Source organism: Enterococcus sp. C102(2024) (assembly GCF_040888205.1).
In the GTDB taxonomy this organism is placed as follows: Bacteria; Bacillota; Bacilli; order Lactobacillales; family Enterococcaceae; genus Enterococcus; species Enterococcus faecalis.
Genome location: NZ_JBFOHH010000002.1, coordinates 245,313 through 264,674, shown reverse-complemented (window position 1 = coordinate 264,674; position 19,362 = coordinate 245,313). Strand labels below are relative to the sequence as shown.

Annotated in this window: 15 protein-coding genes and 3 other annotated features; of the genes, 9 read left to right on the top strand and 6 right to left on the bottom strand. The window is 37.7% G+C overall.

Going from position 1 to position 19,362, the window contains the following annotated elements; all coding sequences use genetic code 11:
- Positions 1-39 precede the first annotated feature (39 nt).
- Together AB3I34_RS05885 and leuS are read left to right on the top strand one after the other, a co-directional pair.
- A complete protein-coding gene (locus AB3I34_RS05885; protein ID WP_002376015.1) occupies positions 40-2,238 on the top strand; it encodes an autolysin in 2,199 nt (732 codons plus the stop codon).
- A 50-nt stretch (positions 2,239-2,288) separates the two neighbouring features.
- Positions 2,289-2,521 (top strand) — a binding site (T-box leader).
- A gap of 121 nt (positions 2,522-2,642) precedes the next feature.
- A complete protein-coding gene (gene leuS / locus AB3I34_RS05880; RefSeq protein ID WP_010712043.1) occupies positions 2,643-5,057 on the top strand; it encodes a leucine--tRNA ligase in 2,415 nt (804 codons plus the stop codon).
- A 54-nt stretch (positions 5,058-5,111) separates the two neighbouring features.
- On the opposite strand, the gene AB3I34_RS05875 is transcribed toward leuS, so the two are convergent.
- The gene (locus AB3I34_RS05875) at positions 5,112-5,336 is read right to left on the bottom strand and encodes a DUF3955 domain-containing protein (protein WP_010712044.1); all 225 of its coding nucleotides are present in this window, start codon (positions 5,334-5,336) and stop codon (positions 5,112-5,114) included.
- Positions 5,337-5,432: 96 nt separating this feature from the next.
- Positions 5,433-5,876: a hypothetical protein gene (locus tag AB3I34_RS05870; protein WP_002368077.1), complete on the bottom strand. Its 444-nt coding sequence runs from the start codon at positions 5,874-5,876 to the stop codon at positions 5,433-5,435.
- 248 nt (positions 5,877-6,124) lie between these two features.
- On the opposite strand from AB3I34_RS05870, the gene AB3I34_RS05865 reads away from it, so the two are divergent.
- Positions 6,125-7,345, top strand: a complete 1,221-nt coding sequence (locus AB3I34_RS05865) for a Fic family protein (RefSeq protein ID WP_010712045.1) — start codon at positions 6,125-6,127, stop codon at positions 7,343-7,345.
- Between the two features lie 55 nt (positions 7,346-7,400).
- On the opposite strand, the gene AB3I34_RS05860 is transcribed toward AB3I34_RS05865, so the two are convergent.
- From AB3I34_RS05860 to AB3I34_RS05850, 3 genes are read right to left on the bottom strand one after another with little or no spacing between them, the layout of a single operon-like run.
- Positions 7,401-8,222: an amino acid ABC transporter substrate-binding protein gene (locus AB3I34_RS05860; RefSeq protein ID WP_025189313.1), complete on the bottom strand. Its 822-nt coding sequence runs from the start codon at positions 8,220-8,222 to the stop codon at positions 7,401-7,403.
- A gap of 10 nt (positions 8,223-8,232) precedes the next feature.
- Entirely contained in the window at positions 8,233-8,868 is a 636-nt protein-coding gene (locus AB3I34_RS05855; RefSeq protein ID WP_002355681.1) for an amino acid ABC transporter ATP-binding protein, read from the bottom strand.
- Positions 8,869-8,880: 12 nt separating this feature from the next.
- Complete coding sequence (locus tag AB3I34_RS05850; protein ID WP_002383057.1) at positions 8,881-9,525, bottom strand: amino acid ABC transporter permease; 645 nt, start codon at positions 9,523-9,525, stop codon at positions 8,881-8,883.
- A 53-nt stretch (positions 9,526-9,578) separates the two neighbouring features.
- Positions 9,579-9,821, bottom strand: a binding site (T-box leader).
- A 156-nt stretch (positions 9,822-9,977) separates the two neighbouring features.
- Positions 9,978-10,210: a binding site (T-box leader), on the bottom strand.
- A 147-nt stretch (positions 10,211-10,357) separates the two neighbouring features.
- Between AB3I34_RS05850 and AB3I34_RS05845 the strand changes: the two genes are divergently transcribed.
- The 6 genes from AB3I34_RS05845 to AB3I34_RS05820 all read left to right on the top strand — a co-directional run bounded on the left by AB3I34_RS05845 (position 10,358) and on the right by AB3I34_RS05820 (position 18,629).
- Positions 10,358-11,989, top strand: coding sequence for a peptide ABC transporter substrate-binding protein (locus AB3I34_RS05845; RefSeq protein WP_010712048.1), 1,632 nt, complete (start codon positions 10,358-10,360; stop codon positions 11,987-11,989).
- 106 nt (positions 11,990-12,095) lie between these two features.
- A complete protein-coding gene (locus AB3I34_RS05840; protein WP_002355684.1) occupies positions 12,096-12,344 on the top strand; it encodes a GlsB/YeaQ/YmgE family stress response membrane protein in 249 nt (82 codons plus the stop codon).
- 377 nt (positions 12,345-12,721) lie between these two features.
- Positions 12,722-14,461: a DUF2264 domain-containing protein gene (locus tag AB3I34_RS05835; protein ID WP_162784125.1), complete on the top strand. Its 1,740-nt coding sequence runs from the start codon at positions 12,722-12,724 to the stop codon at positions 14,459-14,461.
- Between the two features lie 3 nt (positions 14,462-14,464).
- The gene (locus AB3I34_RS05830; RefSeq protein ID WP_010712050.1) at positions 14,465-15,292 is read left to right on the top strand and encodes a hypothetical protein; all 828 of its coding nucleotides are present in this window, start codon (positions 14,465-14,467) and stop codon (positions 15,290-15,292) included.
- A gap of 382 nt (positions 15,293-15,674) precedes the next feature.
- Entirely contained in the window at positions 15,675-16,838 is a 1,164-nt protein-coding gene (locus AB3I34_RS05825) for a glycoside hydrolase family 88 protein (protein ID WP_010712051.1), read from the top strand.
- Between the two features lie 12 nt (positions 16,839-16,850).
- Entirely contained in the window at positions 16,851-18,629 is a 1,779-nt protein-coding gene (locus AB3I34_RS05820) for a beta-galactosidase family protein (protein WP_368027840.1), read from the top strand.
- Positions 18,630-18,653: 24 nt separating this feature from the next.
- Here AB3I34_RS05820 and AB3I34_RS05815 read toward each other — a convergent pair whose 3' ends face one another.
- Positions 18,654-19,361: a GntR family transcriptional regulator gene (locus AB3I34_RS05815; RefSeq protein WP_002366233.1), complete on the bottom strand. Its 708-nt coding sequence runs from the start codon at positions 19,359-19,361 to the stop codon at positions 18,654-18,656.
- Position 19,362: the final 1 nt, after the last annotated feature.

Below are 19,362 nucleotides of genomic sequence, written 5' to 3'. Positions count from 1 at the left end.
TTACATATAAGTTAAAAAAGGAAAGTTGGGGACGTATCAATGAAGAAAGAATCAATGTCACGTATCGAAAGAAGGAAAGCACAACAAAGAAAGAAAACGCCAGTACAATGGAAGAAGAGCACTACTTTATTCAGCTCGGCGTTAATTGTTTCATCTGTAGGAACGCCCGTTGCGTTACTACCAGTGACTGCTGAGGCAACAGAAGAGCAGCCAACAAATGCGGAAGTTGCCCAAGCACCTACTACGGAAACTGGCTTAGTAGAGACACCAACAACAGAAACTACGCCAGGAACTGCGGAACAACCGACAACGGATTCGTCAACAACGACTGAATCGACAATTGAATCATCAACAGAAACACCAACAACACCAAGTACCGAGCAACCAACAGTTGATTCAACTACACCTGTGGAATCAGGAACGACTGATTCTTCAGTAGCAGAAATCACGCCAGTAGCTCCTTCAGCAACCGAGTCTGAAGCAGCGCCTGCGGTTACACCCGATGATGAAGTAAAAGTACCAGAAGCTAGAGTAGCTTCTGCGCAAACTTTTTCAGCGTTATCACCGACGCAAAGTCCTTCAGAATTTATTGCCGAGTTAGCTCGTTGTGCACAACCTATTGCGCAAGCCAATGATTTATATGCATCAGTGATGATGGCTCAAGCAATCGTTGAAAGTGGTTGGGGGGCAAGTACGCTATCTAAGGCACCAAACTATAACTTATTTGGGATTAAAGGCAGCTACAATGGACAATCTGTCTATATGGATACATGGGAATATTTAAACGGCAAATGGTTAGTGAAAAAAGAACCTTTCCGTAAATATCCTTCTTACATGGAATCATTCCAAGATAATGCGCACGTGCTAAAAACAACTTCTTTCCAAGCGGGCGTTTACTATTATGCTGGGGCTTGGAAAAGCAATACAAGCTCGTACCGCGATGCAACTGCTTGGTTAACAGGTCGTTATGCGACAGATCCTAGCTACAATGCTAAATTAAATAATGTCATTACCGCATATAACTTAACTCAATATGATACACCATCTTCTGGTGGAAATACTGGGGGCGGAACAGTTAACCCAGGAACAGGCGGCTCTAACAATCAATCAGGAACGAACACGTACTATACTGTAAAATCAGGGGATACCTTGAATAAAATTGCCGCGCAATATGGTGTGAGCGTTGCTAATTTACGCTCATGGAACGGCATCTCTGGCGATTTAATTTTCGTTGGTCAAAAACTTATCGTGAAAAAAGGTGCTTCAGGTAACACTGGTGGCTCAGGCAGCGGTGGTTCTAACAATAATCAATCAGGAACGAACACGTACTATACTGTAAAATCAGGGGATACCTTGAATAAGATTGCCGCGCAATATGGCGTGAGCGTTGCTAATTTACGCTCATGGAATGGCATCTCTGGCGATTTAATTTTCGTTGGTCAAAAGCTCATCGTGAAAAAAGGTGCTTCAGGTAACACTGGTGGCTCAAACAATAATCAATCAGGAACGAATACGTACTACACAATTAAATCAGGCGATACCTTGAACAAAATTGCCGCGCAATATGGCGTGAGTGTTGCTAATTTACGCTCATGGAATGGCATTTCTGGCGATTTAATCTTCGCTGGTCAAAAAATTATTGTGAAAAAAGGTACTTCAGGTAACACCGGCGGCTCAGGCAACGGTGGCTCTAACAATAATCAATCAGGAACGAATACGTACTACACGATTAAATCAGGGGATACCTTGAACAAAATTTCTGCACAATTCGGTGTTAGTGTGGCTAACTTACAAGCCTGGAATAACATCAGCGGTAGTTTGATTTTTGCTGGTCAAAAGATTATCGTGAAAAAAGGCGCCAACTCAGGTTCAACGAATACGAACAAGCCTACGAATAATGGTGGCGGTGCGACAACATCCTACACGATTAAATCAGGCGATACGTTGAATAAAATTTCTGCACAGTTTGGCGTGAGTGTTGCTAATCTACGTTCATGGAACGGGATCAAAGGCGATTTAATTTTTGCTGGTCAAACAATTATCGTGAAAAAAGGCGCTTCTGCAGGTGGCAATGCTTCTTCAACAAATAGTGCATCAGGCAAACGCCATACAGTTAAAAGCGGTGATTCACTTTGGGGCTTATCAATGCAATACGGAATCAGCATCCAAAAAATCAAACAATTAAATGGCTTAAGCGGGGATACAATTTATATTGGTCAAACTTTAAAAGTTGGTTAATTTAAGATTGAAAAAAATAGCTATCTTTGGTAACATGAGTCTTATAATAGAAAAAAACAATGAGAAGGAATAGTAGAAAGAACCATGTGATAGAGAGCGTATGGCTGGTGGAAATACGTACAGAAGCTTTTGAACTCGCCTTTAAGTTACTTTTTTGAACAAACCAAGTAGGAAAAGTCGGTGACGATCGTTAAGACGTTTGAGGTTAAGGTGACGGTGACTGACCGTTTCTTTGACGAATTTAGGTGGTACCACGTTGCATTTGTATGTTCACGTCCTATAGGAATTTTTCCTATAGGACTTTTTTTTTATCACTAAGTGGCTAGTTTAAGTCAGAATAGTGACAATGGCTGCAGGTGGCAAATTGTAAGAATGAAAAATTTTATATTACTAGGAGGAATAACATGAGCTACAATCACAAAGAGATTGAGAAGAAATGGCAAAAATATTGGGCTAAGAACAATTGTTTCAATACATTGGACGACCCAAATAAAGAAAAATTTTATGCACTAGATATGTTTCCCTATCCATCTGGACAAGGCTTACACGTAGGTCACCCGGAAGGCTATACAGCAACCGATATTCTTTCACGTATGAAACGTGCGCAAGGCTATAATGTGTTGCATCCAATGGGCTGGGATGCGTTTGGTTTGCCAGCAGAGCAATATGCGTTAGATACAGGAAATGACCCAGCTGAATTTACTAAGAAAAATATCGAAACATTCCGTCGCCAAATTAATTCACTAGGATTCAGCTATGATTGGAATCGCGAAATTAATACCACTGATCCTGAATATTACAAATGGACACAATGGATATTTACAAAATTATATGAAAAAGGGTTAGCTTATGAAGCAGAAGTTGCGGTTAACTGGGTACCTGAACTAGGAACTGTTATTTCAAATGAAGAAGTCATTGATGGAAAAAGTGAACGTGGCGGTTATGATGTGGTTCGCCGACCAATGCGTCAATGGATGCTGAAAATTACTGCTTATGCAGATCGCTTATTAGAAGATCTAGAGCTTGTTGATTGGCCAGAAAGTATTAAAGATATGCAACGAAATTGGATTGGACGTTCTGAAGGGGCCAATGTGACCTTTAAAGTCGCTGGCACAGAAGAAAGTTTCACGGTGTTTACAACCCGTCCGGATACCTTGTTCGGTGCAACCTATACTGTTCTAGCTCCTGAACTAGAACTAGTGAAAAAAATTACGACACCTGAACAAACAGCAGCTGTAGAAGCATATATTGAAGAAACCTCAAAAAAATCTGATTTAAATAGAACGGATTTAGCAAAAGAAAAAACAGGTGTTTTCACAGGTGCGTATGCTATAAATCCAGTCAATGGCCAAGAAATTCCAATTTGGATTGGCGATTATGTTTTAGCAAGCTATGGCACAGGCGCAATCATGGCGGTCCCAGCGCATGATGAACGGGATTACGAATTTGCGAAAACATTTGGCATTGATATCCTACCAGTAATCGAAGGTGGCGACATTACAACAGAAGCCTATACAGGGGATGGACCGCATATCAATTCTGATTTCTTAAATGGATTAAACAAAGCAGAAGCCATCGCTAAAATGAATGAGTGGCTAGAAGAAAATCACGTAGGGAAAAAAGAAGTATCTTATCGTTTACGTGACTGGTTATTCTCTCGTCAACGCTACTGGGGTGAACCAATTCCTGTGATCCATTGGGAAGATGGAACAACCACAACGGTTCCTGAATCTGAGTTACCTTTACGTTTACCAGTAACATCGGATATTCGCCCAAGTGGAACTGGGGAATCGCCATTAGCAAACATTGATGAATGGGTCAATGTCGTCGACCCTGAAACTGGCATGAAGGGAAAACGTGAAACGAATACTATGCCACAATGGGCTGGAAGCTCTTGGTATTACTTACGATTCATTGATCCTCATAATAAAAATGAAATTGCTGATTTTGAAAAATTAAAACGTTGGTTACCAGTTGATATCTATATTGGTGGTGCCGAACATGCGGTGTTGCATTTACTTTATGCTCGTTTTTGGCATAAATTCTTATATGATATTGGTGTGGTTCCTACCAAAGAACCTTTCCAAAAATTATACAACCAAGGTATGATTTTAGGAGAAAACAACGAAAAAATGTCTAAATCACGTGGCAATGTTGTAAATCCCGATGATGTGGTGGCTAAATATGGTGCGGATACATTACGTCTTTATGAAATGTTTATGGGCCCATTAGATGCTTCCATTGCTTGGAATGAAAATGGATTAGAAGGAAGTCGTAAATTCTTAGATCGCGTTTGGCGTCTGATTGTTGATGAAGAAGGCAAAATGCGTGACCGAATTACCACAATTAATGATGGCCGTTTAACGAAAGTTTATCATCAAACGGTTAAAAAAGTGACAGAAGATATGGCAAACTTGCACTTTAATACAGCGATTTCTCAATTAATGGTTTTTGTGAATGAAGCCAATAAAGTGGATGCCTTACCTTATGAATATGTGGAAGGATTTGTCCAATTACTTGCGCCAATCGCGCCACATATTGGTGAAGAACTATGGCAAATTTTAGGTAACGAGGAAAGTTTAACTTATGTCCCTTGGCCAACCTATGATGAAGCGGCCTTAGTAGAAGATGAAGTGGAAGTAGTTTTCCAAGTGAACGGAAAATTACGTGGCAAACAAAATGTCGCTCGTGGGTTAAGCAAAGAAGAATTAGAACAAATTGCAATGAACCATGAAGCTGTTAAAGAATTTATTGAAGGAAAAACAGTGCGCAAAGTGATTGCTGTTCCAGATAAATTAGTAAATATTGTTGCAAATTAATTTACATGTTTTTATTAAAAAAAGAGCCGGACGTATCAAAACGTCCGGCTCTTTTTAAGGTTGTTTTGTTTTACCTTTTTGATTCATATGTTCTTTAAATGTGATTGTTATAACTGAAAGCAAGGCGATGAAGAGAAAAAAGTAACCAAGCGGCGTACAGAAAAAGGCGGGTTCTTTTAAAAGTCCATCGCTAGATAATGTTGATCCAACTAAAATAGAGGTCATAAATAATAAAAGACTAATCAAGCCAAGAAATAAGCTAATACGATATTTTTTCAACTTCAGTTCCTCCTTCAATGAACTATCACTAAGATAAATCAAAAAGGTTAACTTTTTTTTAGGCAACTGTTAAAACTTAGATAAGAAATCTATTTTCTAAGTTTGTCGTTGTTGGTAATTGGTTAAGATCATACGTGAAAAGGGACCGACAATCAGCAATTGATAAGGAAGGGCAACAATAAAGTTCAGGCCCCAAGCTTGGAAATACGCACTTAGTGACAACGTCTGGCTTTCCATTAATAAGCCAAATAAAGACATACAAGTCACCATGCCGATAATCATGAGACTCGAAATGGTCAGAATAAGTAATAGCCGTTTTTCTTTATTAAAGGGTAAAGAAAAAGCGATTTTCTTAGCTAAGACACCAACGATGAAAACGTCTAAAATAAAAGCAACGATAAATCCAGGAAGCAAACCTTTTGATAAGGCATACAATGAAAATTCTCCATGCAATAATAAATTATAGGTGCTCATTCCGAAAACCATCAGAAAGCACATTAACGTAGTAAAAAGCATTCCTTCTTTTTTATTAGTAGGCATTTTTTTCTCCTTTCATTTATTGAGAGTAATGATTGTTCTAGGTAGAAAAAGGACAAATTCTCTCGACTTTTACTAGTGTAGCAAAAATAAAAGTTCTTCATAAGTTAGAATTTGATAAATTTTCTATGTAAATTTAAAATTATAAAATAGTTGAATTTTGTAATTTTGAATGTTAAATTTAAGTGAAAGGTATTCTAAATTACAAAAAAACGTTTTTTTGTAATTTAGAATAAGAAAAGAGGGGTATAATGACATATAAATTACTAAAAGTAGATTTTTATAAAAATAGAGATTCTTTTGAAAAGAAATATCAAGAACGTTTAAATTTTGATTCTACTTTACAAACTAAGTTATTTATCCACCCCTTTGACAAAGAAGAACGGAAAACAAAAGAAACCTATGAGTTATTCTACGTTCCTTTACTTCAACACAGCGTATTACAAGAAAAAATTATGAAAAATTCTCAAGAAATAATGAGATATATACATAAATTACCAAAAATTGTACAAAAAAATATCTTTTTTTATCAATTGATTGAAGAGATACAAAGTACGAATGAAATTGAAGGGGTTAAAAGTTCAAGAAAAGATATTAGCAAAGTTTTACACAAATTAAATGCTAATTCAACTGAAAGATTTCAGGGCATTGTAAACATGTATAAAGGTATTGTGACTGATAAAATGCTAAAAATAGAAACATTAGGTCAATTTAGAGAAATCTATGATGAACTCTTTAAAGCTGATATCCAAGAAGAAGACTATCCAGATGGTTTATTATTTAGGAAATCTGTTGTGTATATCAGTGATAAAGACAAAGTTGTTCATCAGGGGAGTTCCAACGAAGAAAGTATTATAGCTGATCTAGAAAAACTTATCCTTTTTATGAATCAATCAGCACTACCAAGCTTACTTAAATGTTGTATCAGTCATTACTATTTTGAGTATATTCATCCCTTCTATGATGGGAATGGACGAATGGGCCGTTTTTTGATGTCTAACTATCTCTCTAGAAAATTGGATCCACTGACAGGATTGACTGTTTCCAATGCCGTAATCCATAATAAGATAAAATATGAAAAAGCTTTTTCCGAAGTCACAAATCCAAGAAATAGAGGAGAAGTAACTCTTTTTGTTCAGACGATGTATGAATTTATCTTATTAGGACAAACGGAAATTTTAGAAGAGCTGAGAACATGGACTAATCAGTTGAAAAGAGCCACGCAATGGTTAAAACATTCAGAGTTACCTGAAGATGAATGTAGTGTTCTATTTTTATTAATTCAAGCACATATGTTTAGAAATGGCACCGAAAGTGTGTCGATTAAAGAGATTCAAGAAAATCAAAACTGGTCCTACGGAAAAGTTAAGCGAATAACGGAAACATTAGAAAAACAAGCGTATATTCAAGTTCAAGGAAAGAAACCGAAAACGTATCGAATCACTCAACAATTTGAAGAAACAATTGGATAAAAAAATCCTGAAACTCTCGATTTTGAGAGCTTCAGGATTTTTTATTGGTCAACTTTTAATGATTTGTAACGTCCTCTCCAAACCATTTTTGAGAAATTTTACTAAGGGTGCCATCTTTTCGTAACGTTTCAAAGGCAGTATTGATTTTTTGGACTAATTGATTGTCTGATTTGCGGACGCCCACAGCAAAATCTTCATTGTCATAGCCGACATGAGAAATAGTATAGTTTTTTAAATTATCTTCGTGGGAAAGATAGTAGTTGGCGTAGACGCGATCAATTAGGAGCCCATCAATTCGGCCAGATTTTAAATCTAAGAAAGCTTCATTAAACCCGTCATATAAAATAGGTGTTTGGTCTTTAACAAATTTTTTCAAAACGTCCGGCTGACTTTCGAAGCCATCATAGCCAGAAGAGCCATTTTGAACCCCTAAAATTTTGCCTTGCATGTCGCTCGCTGTTGCAATGTTTTTTTCTTTTAAAGAAACAAGTACTTGGTCGTTCGTCATGTAGGGTTGTGTGAATTGAACTTTTTCGGCCCGTTCGCTCGTTTTAGTGTAGCCGTTCCAAATAAGATCAATAGTTTGATTTTGTAATTCTGTTTCTTTCATAGACCAATCAATCGGTTGGAAGTCAACGGAAATGCCATAAAGTTTAAAAACCGCTTTGGCTAAGTCGACATCAAAGCCGACAATTTTGCCTGATTTATCTTGAAAACCCATGGGCACAAAGGAGTCATCTAAGCCAATAATAATCCGTTTTTCTTCGTTAATCCGTGTCCATTGATCTTCGCTGCTTTTTCTTTTACCACAACCTGCAAATAGGAGTAAACTACAACAGATAACCAGCAAGGCTAAAGAATATTTCTTTTTCATCATAAACTCCTTTCTATTGGACGGGGGCAACCGTCAAAAGATTGTCTGCAATTTTTTCAGCGAAAGCCATATCGTGGGTCACGACAATCTGTGTCATGCCTTGTTTCCGTAAATCTAAAATAACTTCTTCCACTTGTTGGCGTAAAGCTGGATCTAGCGCGCTCGTTGGTTCATCGTACCCAAGAACTTTTGGCTTCATTGCTAAGGCACGAGCAAGTGCAACTCGTTGTTTTTGTCCACCGGAAAGTTGGTACGGATAGAGTTTTTCTTTACCAGCCAAGCCTAATTTTTCCAGTAATTCTAAAGCTTCTTGCTGACTTTTTGCTTTTTCTTCTTTTAGTACTAATGTAGGTGCTAAGGTAATGTTTTCTAAAACTGATAAGTGAGGGAAAAGTTGGAAATCCTGGAAAACGACCCCAACCACTTGATCGGCATTGTCCATTTCAGCAGGATTGAAAGGAACACCATCCAACAAAAGCTCACCAGAATCAATGGTTTCTAAACCAGCTAAACAACGAAGTAAAGTGGTTTTTCCGCCGCCTGAAGGACCAACAATCGTTAAAATTTTACCCTCTGGAATTTCTAAATTTAAGTGATCAATAATGGTCCGGTTATCAAAATGTTTGGTTAAATTTTTAATAGTTAACATGGTAGAGTCCTCCTATTTATAATATTGATAGAATTTTTCAATTTTCTTAGAAGCAACAGTCAAAATTGCCGTAAAGAGTAAATAAATCACTCCCACTAAAGCTAATGGCACTAATGTAACATCGCGGCTCATCGCAATTTTACCAGCACGTAAAAGATCGCCTAAGCCAAGTACATAAATAAGAGAAGTATCCTTGACCAAATTGATAATTTCATTTCCTACGGAAGGCAGCACGATTTTAACAACTTGTGGCAAAATAATTCGCGTGACTGTTTGAAAACGTGTTAAACGTAAAACCTTAGCAGCTTCATATTGACCTTGGGGAATTGCTTGAATCCCCCCGCGAAAAATTTCAGCAAAGTACGCAGCATAATTTAAAATAAATGCGAATAAGGCTGCATCGTAACGTTCAAAGACAATACCAATTAATGGTAAGCCGTAAAAAACAAAAATTAATTGTAACAATAGCGGAGTGCCGCGCATTAACCAAATGTAGAGGTTAATTAAGTAACGTAAAGGTTTAAACGAACTTTGTAAAATAAAGGCAATGATGATCCCCAGTGGAATCGAGCCAAGGAGTGTAAAGAAAAAGACTTTCAGTGTCATGCCAGCTCCGCTAACTAAAGCAGGTAAAATTTCTAAAATATAATCCATCATTTTTTCCTCCAACAATTTTTATTAAAAAACAAAAAAGCCTCTTGGCTGTGAGCCAAGAGGACGAATCGCATTCGTGGTGCCACCTCAATTTACTTATCTTTCACAAAATAAGCCTTATGTAGTTGCGTTGACAACTACTCTCTGTTAACGATAGAGTCACCGGTTTTTCTTACTAAAGGATTCAGAAAAACATCTTTTAGGTGTGAGTAAAGAAGAATCCATCTTTTTCTTTCAGCCAATGAAAAAGTCTCTGTAAAGGAAGAGCTAAATTACTATGTCCTAAGCCTTGATTTGTAAGTATGAAATTGTTCGAACGGAACAGAAAACCTGTTGCTTTTCTAGATTATCCCATTAAGCATATGGAAAAGAGGACAACAGACTTGAGCAGTTGAGGCACTCTCTCAGATTGAAAAGTGCATCTAAAAAAACAAAAAAGTCCTTTGGCTGACTAGCCAAAGGACGAATAATCAATTATCGTGGTTCCACCTTAGTTTATTCGTGTTTCGCAACACGAACCTTATGAAGTTCATAACTTCGCCTGTTAACGAGTGGTCCCGGACTTTCCTACTAAGGATTCAAAAAGTCAACTCCCAGATGTGGTTCGCTGTTTCTTTACGTCTTTTTCCACCAACCAAAGACTCTCTTCACTAAAGGAAACAGTTACTCTTCTGTTCTCTGTTTTTCAATACTGTACCACCAGAAAAAATATCTGTCAACTCTTATTCTTAAAAAAATATTTTTCTTTCAAAAAGTAAGTGCTGAAAAAGGACAAATGTATGGAAAATCATGTAAAATGTAGGTAAGTTGTTTGAACAGAAGGAGGAGTTTTGGTATGAAACAGAAAAAGTGGTTAATCGGACTTGTTGCACTGGGCTTGGTTTTAGCAGCATGTGGAAGTGGCGGTTCGAAAACGACCTCGAATGAAACAGCTACACAGAAAATTAACGTCGCATCTGGTGGTGAACTCTCGACATTAGACAGCGCTCATTATACTGATGTCTATAGTTCCGATATGATTGGTCAAGTAGTTGAAGGCTTGTATCGACAAGATAAAAACGGAGATCCTGAGCTAGCTATGGCGAAAGCAGAGCCACAAGTTAGTGAAGACGGGTTAGTCTATACATTCAAGTTACGAGAGGCAAAATGGACAAACGGGGATCCAGTTAAAGCAGGGGATTTTGTAGTTGCGTTTAGAAACGTGGTCGATCCAGCATACGGTTCAAGTAGCAGTAATCAAATGGATATTTTTAAAAATGGGCGTGCGGTGCGGGAAGGACAAGCCACGATGGAAGAATTTGGTGTCAAAGCAATCGATGACCAGACACTAGAACTAACGTTGGAAAATCCAATTCCTTATTTAGCCCAAGTCTTGGTGGGGACACCTTTTATGCCTAAAAATGAAGCCTTTGCCAAAGAAAAAGGCACTGCCTATGGGACTTCTGCAGATAATTTTGTTGGCAATGGGCCGTTTGTAATTTCAGGTTGGGATGGCAATTCAGAAACCTGGAAATTGAAGAAGAATGATCATTATTGGGATAAAGAACACGTCAAATTGAATGAAATTGATGTTCAAGTAGTGAAAGAAATTGGCACAGGAGCCAATCTTTTTGATAATGGCGATTTAGATTACACTGTTTTAGCAGATACTTATGCACTGCAATATAAAGACTCAAAACAAGCGCATTTTGTGCCTAAAGCCATGGTGGGTTATTTAAGTCCCAATCATCGCCGTGAAATTACCGGCAACGAACATGTTCGAAAAGCTTTTTTACAAGCGATTGACAAAGAAACTTTTGCAAAAGAAATTTTAGGAGATGGCTCGACAGCTTTAAATGGTTTTGTACCAGCTAATTTTGCAAAAAATCCAGATACAGGTGAAGATTTCCGTAAAGAAAATGGTGATTTATTGCCATATAATATTAAAGAAGCCCAAGCTAACTGGACCAAAGCGAAAGAAGAGTTGGGCAAAGATAAAATTGAATTGGAACTAATCTCAGCGGACTCAGCGATTGCCAAGAAAACCATTGAATTTGTTCAAGGGCAATTGCAACAAAATTTACCAGGTTTAACAATCAAATTAAAATCACTGCCTTTGCAAAATCGTTTGGATTTACAAACAGCAGGTAATTACGATTTAGCCTTTGGAACATGGACACCTGACTATGCTGATCCCATTAATTTTTTAGAATTTTATGACTCAAAAAGTGGCTTAAATACTTCTGGTTATAACGATTCAGCGTATGATGCGGGTCTCCAAAAAGTTAGAAAAGATTACGCCAATGAACCTGAAAAACGCTGGAATGAATTACTAAGTTTAGAAAAAACATTAATTGAAAAAGATGCCGGTGTTTTACCACTATTCCAAGGAGCCATTGGTTACTTGAAATCAGATCGCTTACAAGGTTTGCAAGTATTTTCTTTTGGTCGCACAGTATCCTATCGTTTAGCTTATGTAGAAGAATAAATTGACTTCTGAAAAGTCCTATCTTTTGAAAAAGTCTGCTTTCTGTTTTATCCTTAAAGTAGGAAAATTAACTAAAAAAATCAACTATGAAAGGTAGGTTTTTCAAATGTTTAGCTTTCTATGGGCATTAATTGTCGGAGGAATTATTGGCGCAATTGCTGGCGCAATTTTAGGAAAAGACGTGCCAGGTGGCATTATTGGAAATATTATCGTGGGCTTTTTAGGAAGTTGGGTAGCATCACTCTTGTTGCCTTCTTTAGGACCAGTCATCGGCGGGTTTCCAATTATCTCAGCGTTGCTAGGAGCGATTATCTGTATCGCAATTTACTCTTTTATTGTAAACCGCAAGGCGTAAAATTGTATCAAAATGATATCTTGAAAAGCATCATAAAACTTGTGAATGTTGATCAAACCATTACTTTTGATGTCTTTTCTCTCATATTTTAAGTCTATGACAAAAATTTCTTTGGATTTTTGTCATAGACTCTTTTTTTTAAAATATTTATTATGAGAATTTCCTGCGTTAGACTGCTTATTTTTCATTTATTATTCATTTTTGATAAAGGAAGTTTTGTTGGATAAAGTGAATAGCTCAAGGTTCAACAAAAATAAAGAAAAAATTAATATGTTAAGTTTGGGGAAGGTGAAATGCTGCTCTCATAATACGCCGTTTTATTCATTAAACGATAGTTGAAAAAAATAAGTGCCCTTGTTATTCTTTGAATTAAACTAATGGGGGCGAAAAGCATGGAATCGTTAAAAAGTAATCTTTTTTTGACCAGAGAAGCATATTTGGAAGCTTTTGAAACAATCATGACACCTTTAAAAACGGCTATTTTAACATCAGAAAAACCTGGCGTGAATTTTGGGTCCAGTGGTGCTGTCTATGATCAGCAACATGCTGAAATGGAAGCGCTCATTCGACCATTATGGGGAATTGGACCGTATTGGGTTGCTTGTAAAGATGATGTTTTAAGAGATGCTTATGTGGAAAAATTAATCGCAGGTACCGATCCGTCATCCCCAGACTATTGGGGCGATATTGTTGATTATGATCAATATATTGTGGAAGCAGCAGCATTATCTTTAACTTTATTGCTTCATAAGACATATTTTTGGTCCTGTTTTTCTGAGAAACAGCAAGAAAATATCATGGTTTGGTTAAATAAAGCACTTGGTTGTAAAATTCCTAAAAATAATTGGACTTTTTTCAAAGTGCTCATTCGTTTGGCACTCGAGGAATGTGGACAAGTGATTAACCAAGCGGAACTAGAGGAAGAATTGGCGTTGATTGAACGCATGTATTTAGGTGATGGTTGGTATATGGATGGTAAAACTACGCAAAGAGATTATTATATTTCGTTTGCTTTTCATTATTATAGTTTGATTTATGTCAAATTTATGCGAGAAAGAGATCCTGTTCGTGCGAAACGTTTTACAGAACGAGCCGTTATGTTCGCGCAAGACTATCTGTACTATTTTGATGAGGAGGGCGAAGCGTTACCTTACGGACGTAGTCAAACGTATCGGTTTGCTCAAGGAGCATTTTTCGCAGCTTTGATATTTGCAGAAGTAGAGGCTTTACCTTGGGGACAAATAAAAACACTGTTAGCAAAACATTTACACTGTTGGATGCAACAGGCTATTTTCACTTATGATGGTCGGTTGTCCATTGGCTATCATTACGAAAATTTAATAATGGCAGAAGGTTATAATGCACCAGGCTCTCCGTATTGGGCCTTTAAAACATTTCTGTTGCTCGCTGTGGATCAAGACCATCCGTTTTGGCGTGCTGAACCGCTGGCGATAAAACGAGAAGAAAAGCGTTTGATAGAAAAGGGAAACATGTTATTAATCCATCCTAAAATGAAAACGCATGTCCTCGGCTATCCTGCAGGACTATGGCTTGAAAATCAAGCGCATGCCGCGGCTAAATATAGTAAATTTGTCTATTCTAGCCGCTTTGGTTTTAGCGTTCCCAAAGCTGGCGCGTGTTATGAGGAGGGAGCTTTTGATAACGTATTGGCTGTTTCTCGTGATGGTGAATATTTTCGTGTTAAAGGGAAAGTTCATGATTTTTATTTAACAGAGGAGCAAGTTTATTATAAATGGCTACCTTTTCAAGAAGTAGAAATTGAAACAACCATTTATCCTTTTGGAGAATGGCATGTTAGAGTACATGAAATAGTGACATCGGTTCCATTAAAAGTGCGCGAAGGAGGATTTAGTCTACCGTTACTTGGAAAATTTTCAGAAAAAGAACTTGGTAAAGAGTGGGCTAGAGTCGATTCAGGAGAATTGGGTTCGCAAATAGTTGCAATTGAAGGGTATGACCACGCAGGTATTCTTCAACCTGAACCCAATACATCGTTGTTTTTCCCAAGAACAAGTTTACCTTATTTGCAAAAAGAGCTACCAATAGGAACGCATCGCCTGATTTGTTTGGTAGGTGGTGTGACAAGGGAGGAATAAAAAATGATAAAAATCGAATTGAAAAATAAAGACAATCAGATTATTACTGGCCGAATCGATCACGAGAAGCCAGAAGCGCCATTCATGGCGGAGGGAGACACGTTAGCGGTATTAGTAATTAAACAGTACCTTTATCAAGTTGGCGATAAAATTGTAGTGACTTATACAGGGGCTACCCCTTATTTGATGGTTCAATTAGATGAAACTTTGGCTCCTTCATTGATTTATCTAAAAGAAAAAGTTTGGGAATATCAAATTCCATTAGAAGAATCTGCTCGAAAAGCTTTTGTTGATACGGCCTTTCGTTCAGCAAGGCACCAAATAATGGTTCGACAAGCGCACACGTTTGAAAAAGACAATTATCAAAATCTTTCTATGAATACACATGACCAAAAAGAATATTCAGGAGCCTATCCTCATGCATATGCAAACGTTGAAACGAGAGACGATGCTGTTTTCTTTGCGAAAAATGCGATTGATTCTAAGTTTGGTAACCTTTCTCATGGCTCGTATCCATTTGCTTCTTGGGGAATTAACCAGCAAAAGGAGGCACAGTTAACGATTGACTTTGGCAGGCCTGTAGAAACGGACTGGATCCGCTTGCTATTTCGGGCGGACTACCCACATGATAGCTATTGGGAGGAAGTCACTTTAGCTTTTTCAGATGGTGAGGAACGAGTAGTTGCCACAACGAATACCGCCTGTTTTCAAGAAATAAAGTTCCCAATGAAAACAACACAAACTTTGACATTAAAATGCTTACGAAAAGCGCTGGACTCTTCTCCGTTTCCAGCGTTGACCCAAATTGAAGTATTCGGTCGGAATAAATAACAAGAGGTCGGGACAGAACCGTTTAGCTCTGAGAAATAAGAAGAAATTTCCGAAAATTTCTCTTTGATTTTTGGAGACCAAGTAGGTATTGTTCATCATCGAATCACTACGTTCTTCGTGATTCTCAACAATTTCGGCTTATTTCCGAAGGACCTTCAACTCTTAGAGCTTTAGCTCTTAGAAGTTGTTGAGATCGGAGCAACGCGTAGTGTTGGTTCTGTTCCCGCCGTTTATCAGTTTTTGAGCGTGGAGCAAAAATCCAAAGTGATTTTTGTCCCACGCTCTTGTTTTTAAGAGAAATAATCAAGAAAGGTCGCTTTTTATTTTCTTTTACGTTATAATACAATAAGTTAATATGTTAACAAGTTAAGGAGTGGTGGAGATGTGTAGTCAAGAAAATAAACAAAGACTGATCTCTCTAGGAGAAAATGTCACAGATGAATGGATTCAAACGCAATTAAATGAATGCGTTTCAAAAATTGCTAAAAATATGCAGCGTTTCGGAACACAGTTTCCTTCAGCTTGTGCTACGAATGGTCGATATCGTCTCAAAGCTAACGATGATTGGACCAATGGCTTTTGGACAGGCATGCTTTGGTTGGCATATGAGTGGTCTCACCAAGAAAAATTTCGTTTACTGGCAATGGAAAATATTGACAGCTTTCAACAACGATTAGAGGAGCATTTTGTTTTGGACCACCATGACATTGGTTTTTTATATAGTCTATCGGCGGGTGCTGGGTATAAAATTACCGGTGATGAGCGCTGTAAACAAGAAGTGCTAGCTGCCGCTGAAGTATTGTCAGCACGATTCCAAGAAAATGGCTCCTTCATTCAAGCGTGGGGCCATTATGGTGATCCCAAAGAATATCGATTAATTATCGACTCATTAATGAATTTACCGCTTTTATTTGAAGCAACTAAATTATCTGGAAATAGGGTTTATGAGGAAATTGCCTCACGTCACTATCATACGTTAATGAAAACGGTGATTAAATCCGATGCGACAACTTATCATACCTATTATTTTGATCCAGAAACAGGCAAACCAAAACATGGAGCTACGCATCAAGGACATAGTGATACTTCCATTTGGGCACGAGGCCAAAGTTGGGCAATTTTAGGGATTCCCCTAAACGAAACATTTCTCCATTCCCAACGATTTCCGGAAATTTATCCACAAATAGTGGAGGTTTTTCTAGCTCATTTGCCATCAGATTTAATTCCCTATTGGGATTTTGATTTTAATGACCAAATGCCATCTGACAAAGATAGCTCGGCACTGGCAATTGCGGCATGTGGTTTATTGGAAGCAGACAAACTACAGGCTTTTCCTCAAGCGAAAGAGCTTGCCAAAGGAATGATTTATCAATTAGGAGAATATTATCGTACGCAAAATGATTCCGAAAATGAAGGACTGCTACTCCATGGTGTTTACGCACATGCAGAAGGAAAAGGGATTGATGAACCCAACTTATGGGGCGATTATTTTTACATGGAAGCCTTAATGCGTTTAGCAAAACCATCATGGCAAAGATACTGGTAAAGGGGAAAAATGATGCAAACGTTTGAGATTAAAGAAGACTTTTTATTAAATGGACAACCAATAAAAATTATTAGCGGGGCGATTCATTACTTTCGAATGACACCTAGACAATGGGAAGATAGCCTCTATAATCTGAAAGCTTTAGGGGCTAATACAGTAGAAACCTACATTCCTTGGAATATTCATGAACCAGAAGAAGGCGTATACGATTTTGAAGGAATGAAAAACATTGAAGCATTTGTCCGCTTGGCAGAAAAACTGAATTTACTAGTTATTCTGCGTCCTTCGGCTTATATTTGTGCAGAATGGGAGTTTGGTGGCTTACCAGCATGGCTTTTGAAAGAAAAAGGTGTGCGATTACGTTCGACAGATCCTATTTTTATGACTAAAGTTCGTAACTATTTTCAAGTATTATTGCCTAAACTAGCACCGCTGCAGATAACACAAGGTGGACCAGTGATCATGATGCAGGTTGAAAATGAATATGGGTCCTATGGCATGGAGAAAGCGTACTTGCGACAAACCAAGCAGATAATGGAAGAACTGGGGATTGAGGTTCCTCTTTTTACATCTGATGGCGCTTGGGAAGAGGTTCTGGATGCGGGGACGTTAATTGAAGAGGATATTTTTGTGACAGGAAATTTTGGCAGTCATTCGAAAGAAAATGCTGCCGTTTTGAGAAAATTTATGACTCGTCATGGTAAAAAATGGCCGTTGATGTGCATGGAATACTGGGATGGGTGGTTCAATCGTTGGGGCGAACCAGTGATTCAGCGAGAAGGTACCGACTTGGCGAAGGAAGTAAAAGATATGCTGGCAGTGGGTTCTTTAAATCTCTATATGTTTCATGGAGGAACAAATTTCGGCTTTTATAACGGGTGTTCGGCGCGAGGTGCAAAAGATTTACCTCAAGTCACTAGCTATGATTATGATGCTTTATTAACAGAAGCAGGAGAACCAACAGAAAAATATTATGCCGTTCAAAAAGCAATTAAAGAAGTATGTCCAGAAGTTTGGCAAGCACAACCACGCACGAAAAAACTGGGTAATTTAGGAAGCTTTCCAGTAACTGCTAGCGTATCCTTATTCGCAGTAAAAGATCAAATGATGACACCGAAGACCACCGCGTATCCATTAAGTATGGAAGAAGCTGGCTCAGGCTATGGCTACTTGCTTTATTCGTTTGATTTAAAAAATTATCATCATGAAAATAAACTAAAAGTGGTTGAGGCCAGTGATCGTTTACACATTTATGTAGATGGAGATTTAGCTGCTACCCAATATCAAGAGACAGTGGGAGAAGAGCTACTCGTTTCAGGACAAACTGAAAAAGACACACTTGCGTTAGATATCTTAGTGGAAAATTTAGGTCGCGTTAATTATGGCTTTAAATTAAATAATCCGACACAAAGTAAAGGAATTCGAGGTGGAGTGATGCAAGACATTCATTTTCACCAAGGCTATCAACACTATCCCTTAACTTTTTCACAAGAGCAATTAGCCAAGATTGATTACACAGCTGGAAAAAATCCATTGCAGCCTTCATTTTATCAAGTAACATTTGAATTAGAACAGCTAGCAGACACGTATATTGACTGTCGAGGCTACGGCAAAGGATTCGTTGTGGTCAATGGTCATCATCTAGGTCGTTATTGGGAAATAGGCCCCATTCATTCGCTGTATTGTCCCAAAGAATTTTTACAGCAAGGACAAAATGAAGTAGTAATTTTTGAAACAGAGGGAATTGAAATTGAGTACTTGAAATTTACGAATCAAGTAATCATAGATTAAAAAAATAGAAGTAGAAGCTGAAATTTATTCGGCTTCTACTTCTATTTTGGTTTTGAAATATTTCCAATGTTTATAACTAATAATATATTCAGCAACACTACCATCTGCGAGATAGGAATGTTTAACTTGTTTAACAGCGGGTTCACGAAAACTTAATTGAAGTAAATTCAATAACTCAGCATCTTCGGGAAAGACAATTTCATTTGTTTCTACAGAAGCCAACGAGAAGAGGTCTACTGAAAAATCTTTACGGACTCGTTCATACACACTTGCATAAGCTGTGAGGTCCTTTGAGAGCGGCTCTTTAACAAGCTTTTTGGGAAGATGTGTGATATGTACGAGAAAGGGTGTATCTTCGGAATAGCGTACACGCTTGATTCTATAATAAGAAGCGTTAGCTGGTAAGCCTAATTCCTTTAAAATTTCGGCTTGATTTTCTTCTTCAATTGAAAGGACTTTAACTTTTTCAGAGTCTAAAGAATGCAACTCGATATCAGAAAATTTTACATTTTGAGAAACTTTTGATTTCGAAACAAAGGTCCCTTTTCCTTGGATACGATACAAGTAACCTGCACTGGTCAACTCATTCAGTGCTTTGACAGCTGTGATAGAGCTAACAGCATATTTTCGTTTAATATCGGCTTCAGAATAAAATTTATCACCAGGAATAAAGGTATGATTTTTTATTTCACGTAAAAGGTCTTGTTTAATTTGTTCATATTTAGGTAACATG

Excerpts from the sequence above, each read along its gene's own strand:
- AB3I34_RS05885 (WP_002376015.1), top strand. The coding sequence starts at position 40 with ATGAAGAAAGAATCAATGTCACGTATCGAAAGAAGGAAAGCACAACAA.
- leuS (WP_010712043.1), top strand. The coding sequence starts at position 2,643 with ATGAGCTACAATCACAAAGAGATTGAGAAGAAATGGCAAAAATATTGG.
- AB3I34_RS05870 (WP_002368077.1), bottom strand. The coding sequence starts at position 5,876 with ATGCCTACTAATAAAAAAGAAGGAATGCTTTTTACTACGTTAATGTGC.
- AB3I34_RS05865 (WP_010712045.1), top strand. The coding sequence starts at position 6,125 with ATGACATATAAATTACTAAAAGTAGATTTTTATAAAAATAGAGATTCT.
- AB3I34_RS05860 (WP_025189313.1), bottom strand. The coding sequence starts at position 8,222 with ATGATGAAAAAGAAATATTCTTTAGCCTTGCTGGTTATCTGTTGTAGT.
- AB3I34_RS05855 (WP_002355681.1), bottom strand. The coding sequence starts at position 8,868 with ATGTTAACTATTAAAAATTTAACCAAACATTTTGATAACCGGACCATT.
- AB3I34_RS05850 (WP_002383057.1), bottom strand. The coding sequence starts at position 9,525 with ATGATGGATTATATTTTAGAAATTTTACCTGCTTTAGTTAGCGGAGCT.
- AB3I34_RS05845 (WP_010712048.1), top strand. The coding sequence starts at position 10,358 with ATGAAACAGAAAAAGTGGTTAATCGGACTTGTTGCACTGGGCTTGGTT.
- AB3I34_RS05840 (WP_002355684.1), top strand. The coding sequence starts at position 12,096 with ATGTTTAGCTTTCTATGGGCATTAATTGTCGGAGGAATTATTGGCGCA.
- AB3I34_RS05835 (WP_162784125.1), top strand. The coding sequence starts at position 12,722 with ATGGGGGCGAAAAGCATGGAATCGTTAAAAAGTAATCTTTTTTTGACC.
- AB3I34_RS05830 (WP_010712050.1), top strand. The coding sequence starts at position 14,465 with ATGATAAAAATCGAATTGAAAAATAAAGACAATCAGATTATTACTGGC.
- AB3I34_RS05825 (WP_010712051.1), top strand. The coding sequence starts at position 15,675 with ATGTGTAGTCAAGAAAATAAACAAAGACTGATCTCTCTAGGAGAAAAT.
- AB3I34_RS05820 (WP_368027840.1), top strand. The coding sequence starts at position 16,851 with ATGCAAACGTTTGAGATTAAAGAAGACTTTTTATTAAATGGACAACCA.
- AB3I34_RS05815 (WP_002366233.1), bottom strand. The coding sequence starts at position 19,361 with ATGTTACCTAAATATGAACAAATTAAACAAGACCTTTTACGTGAAATA.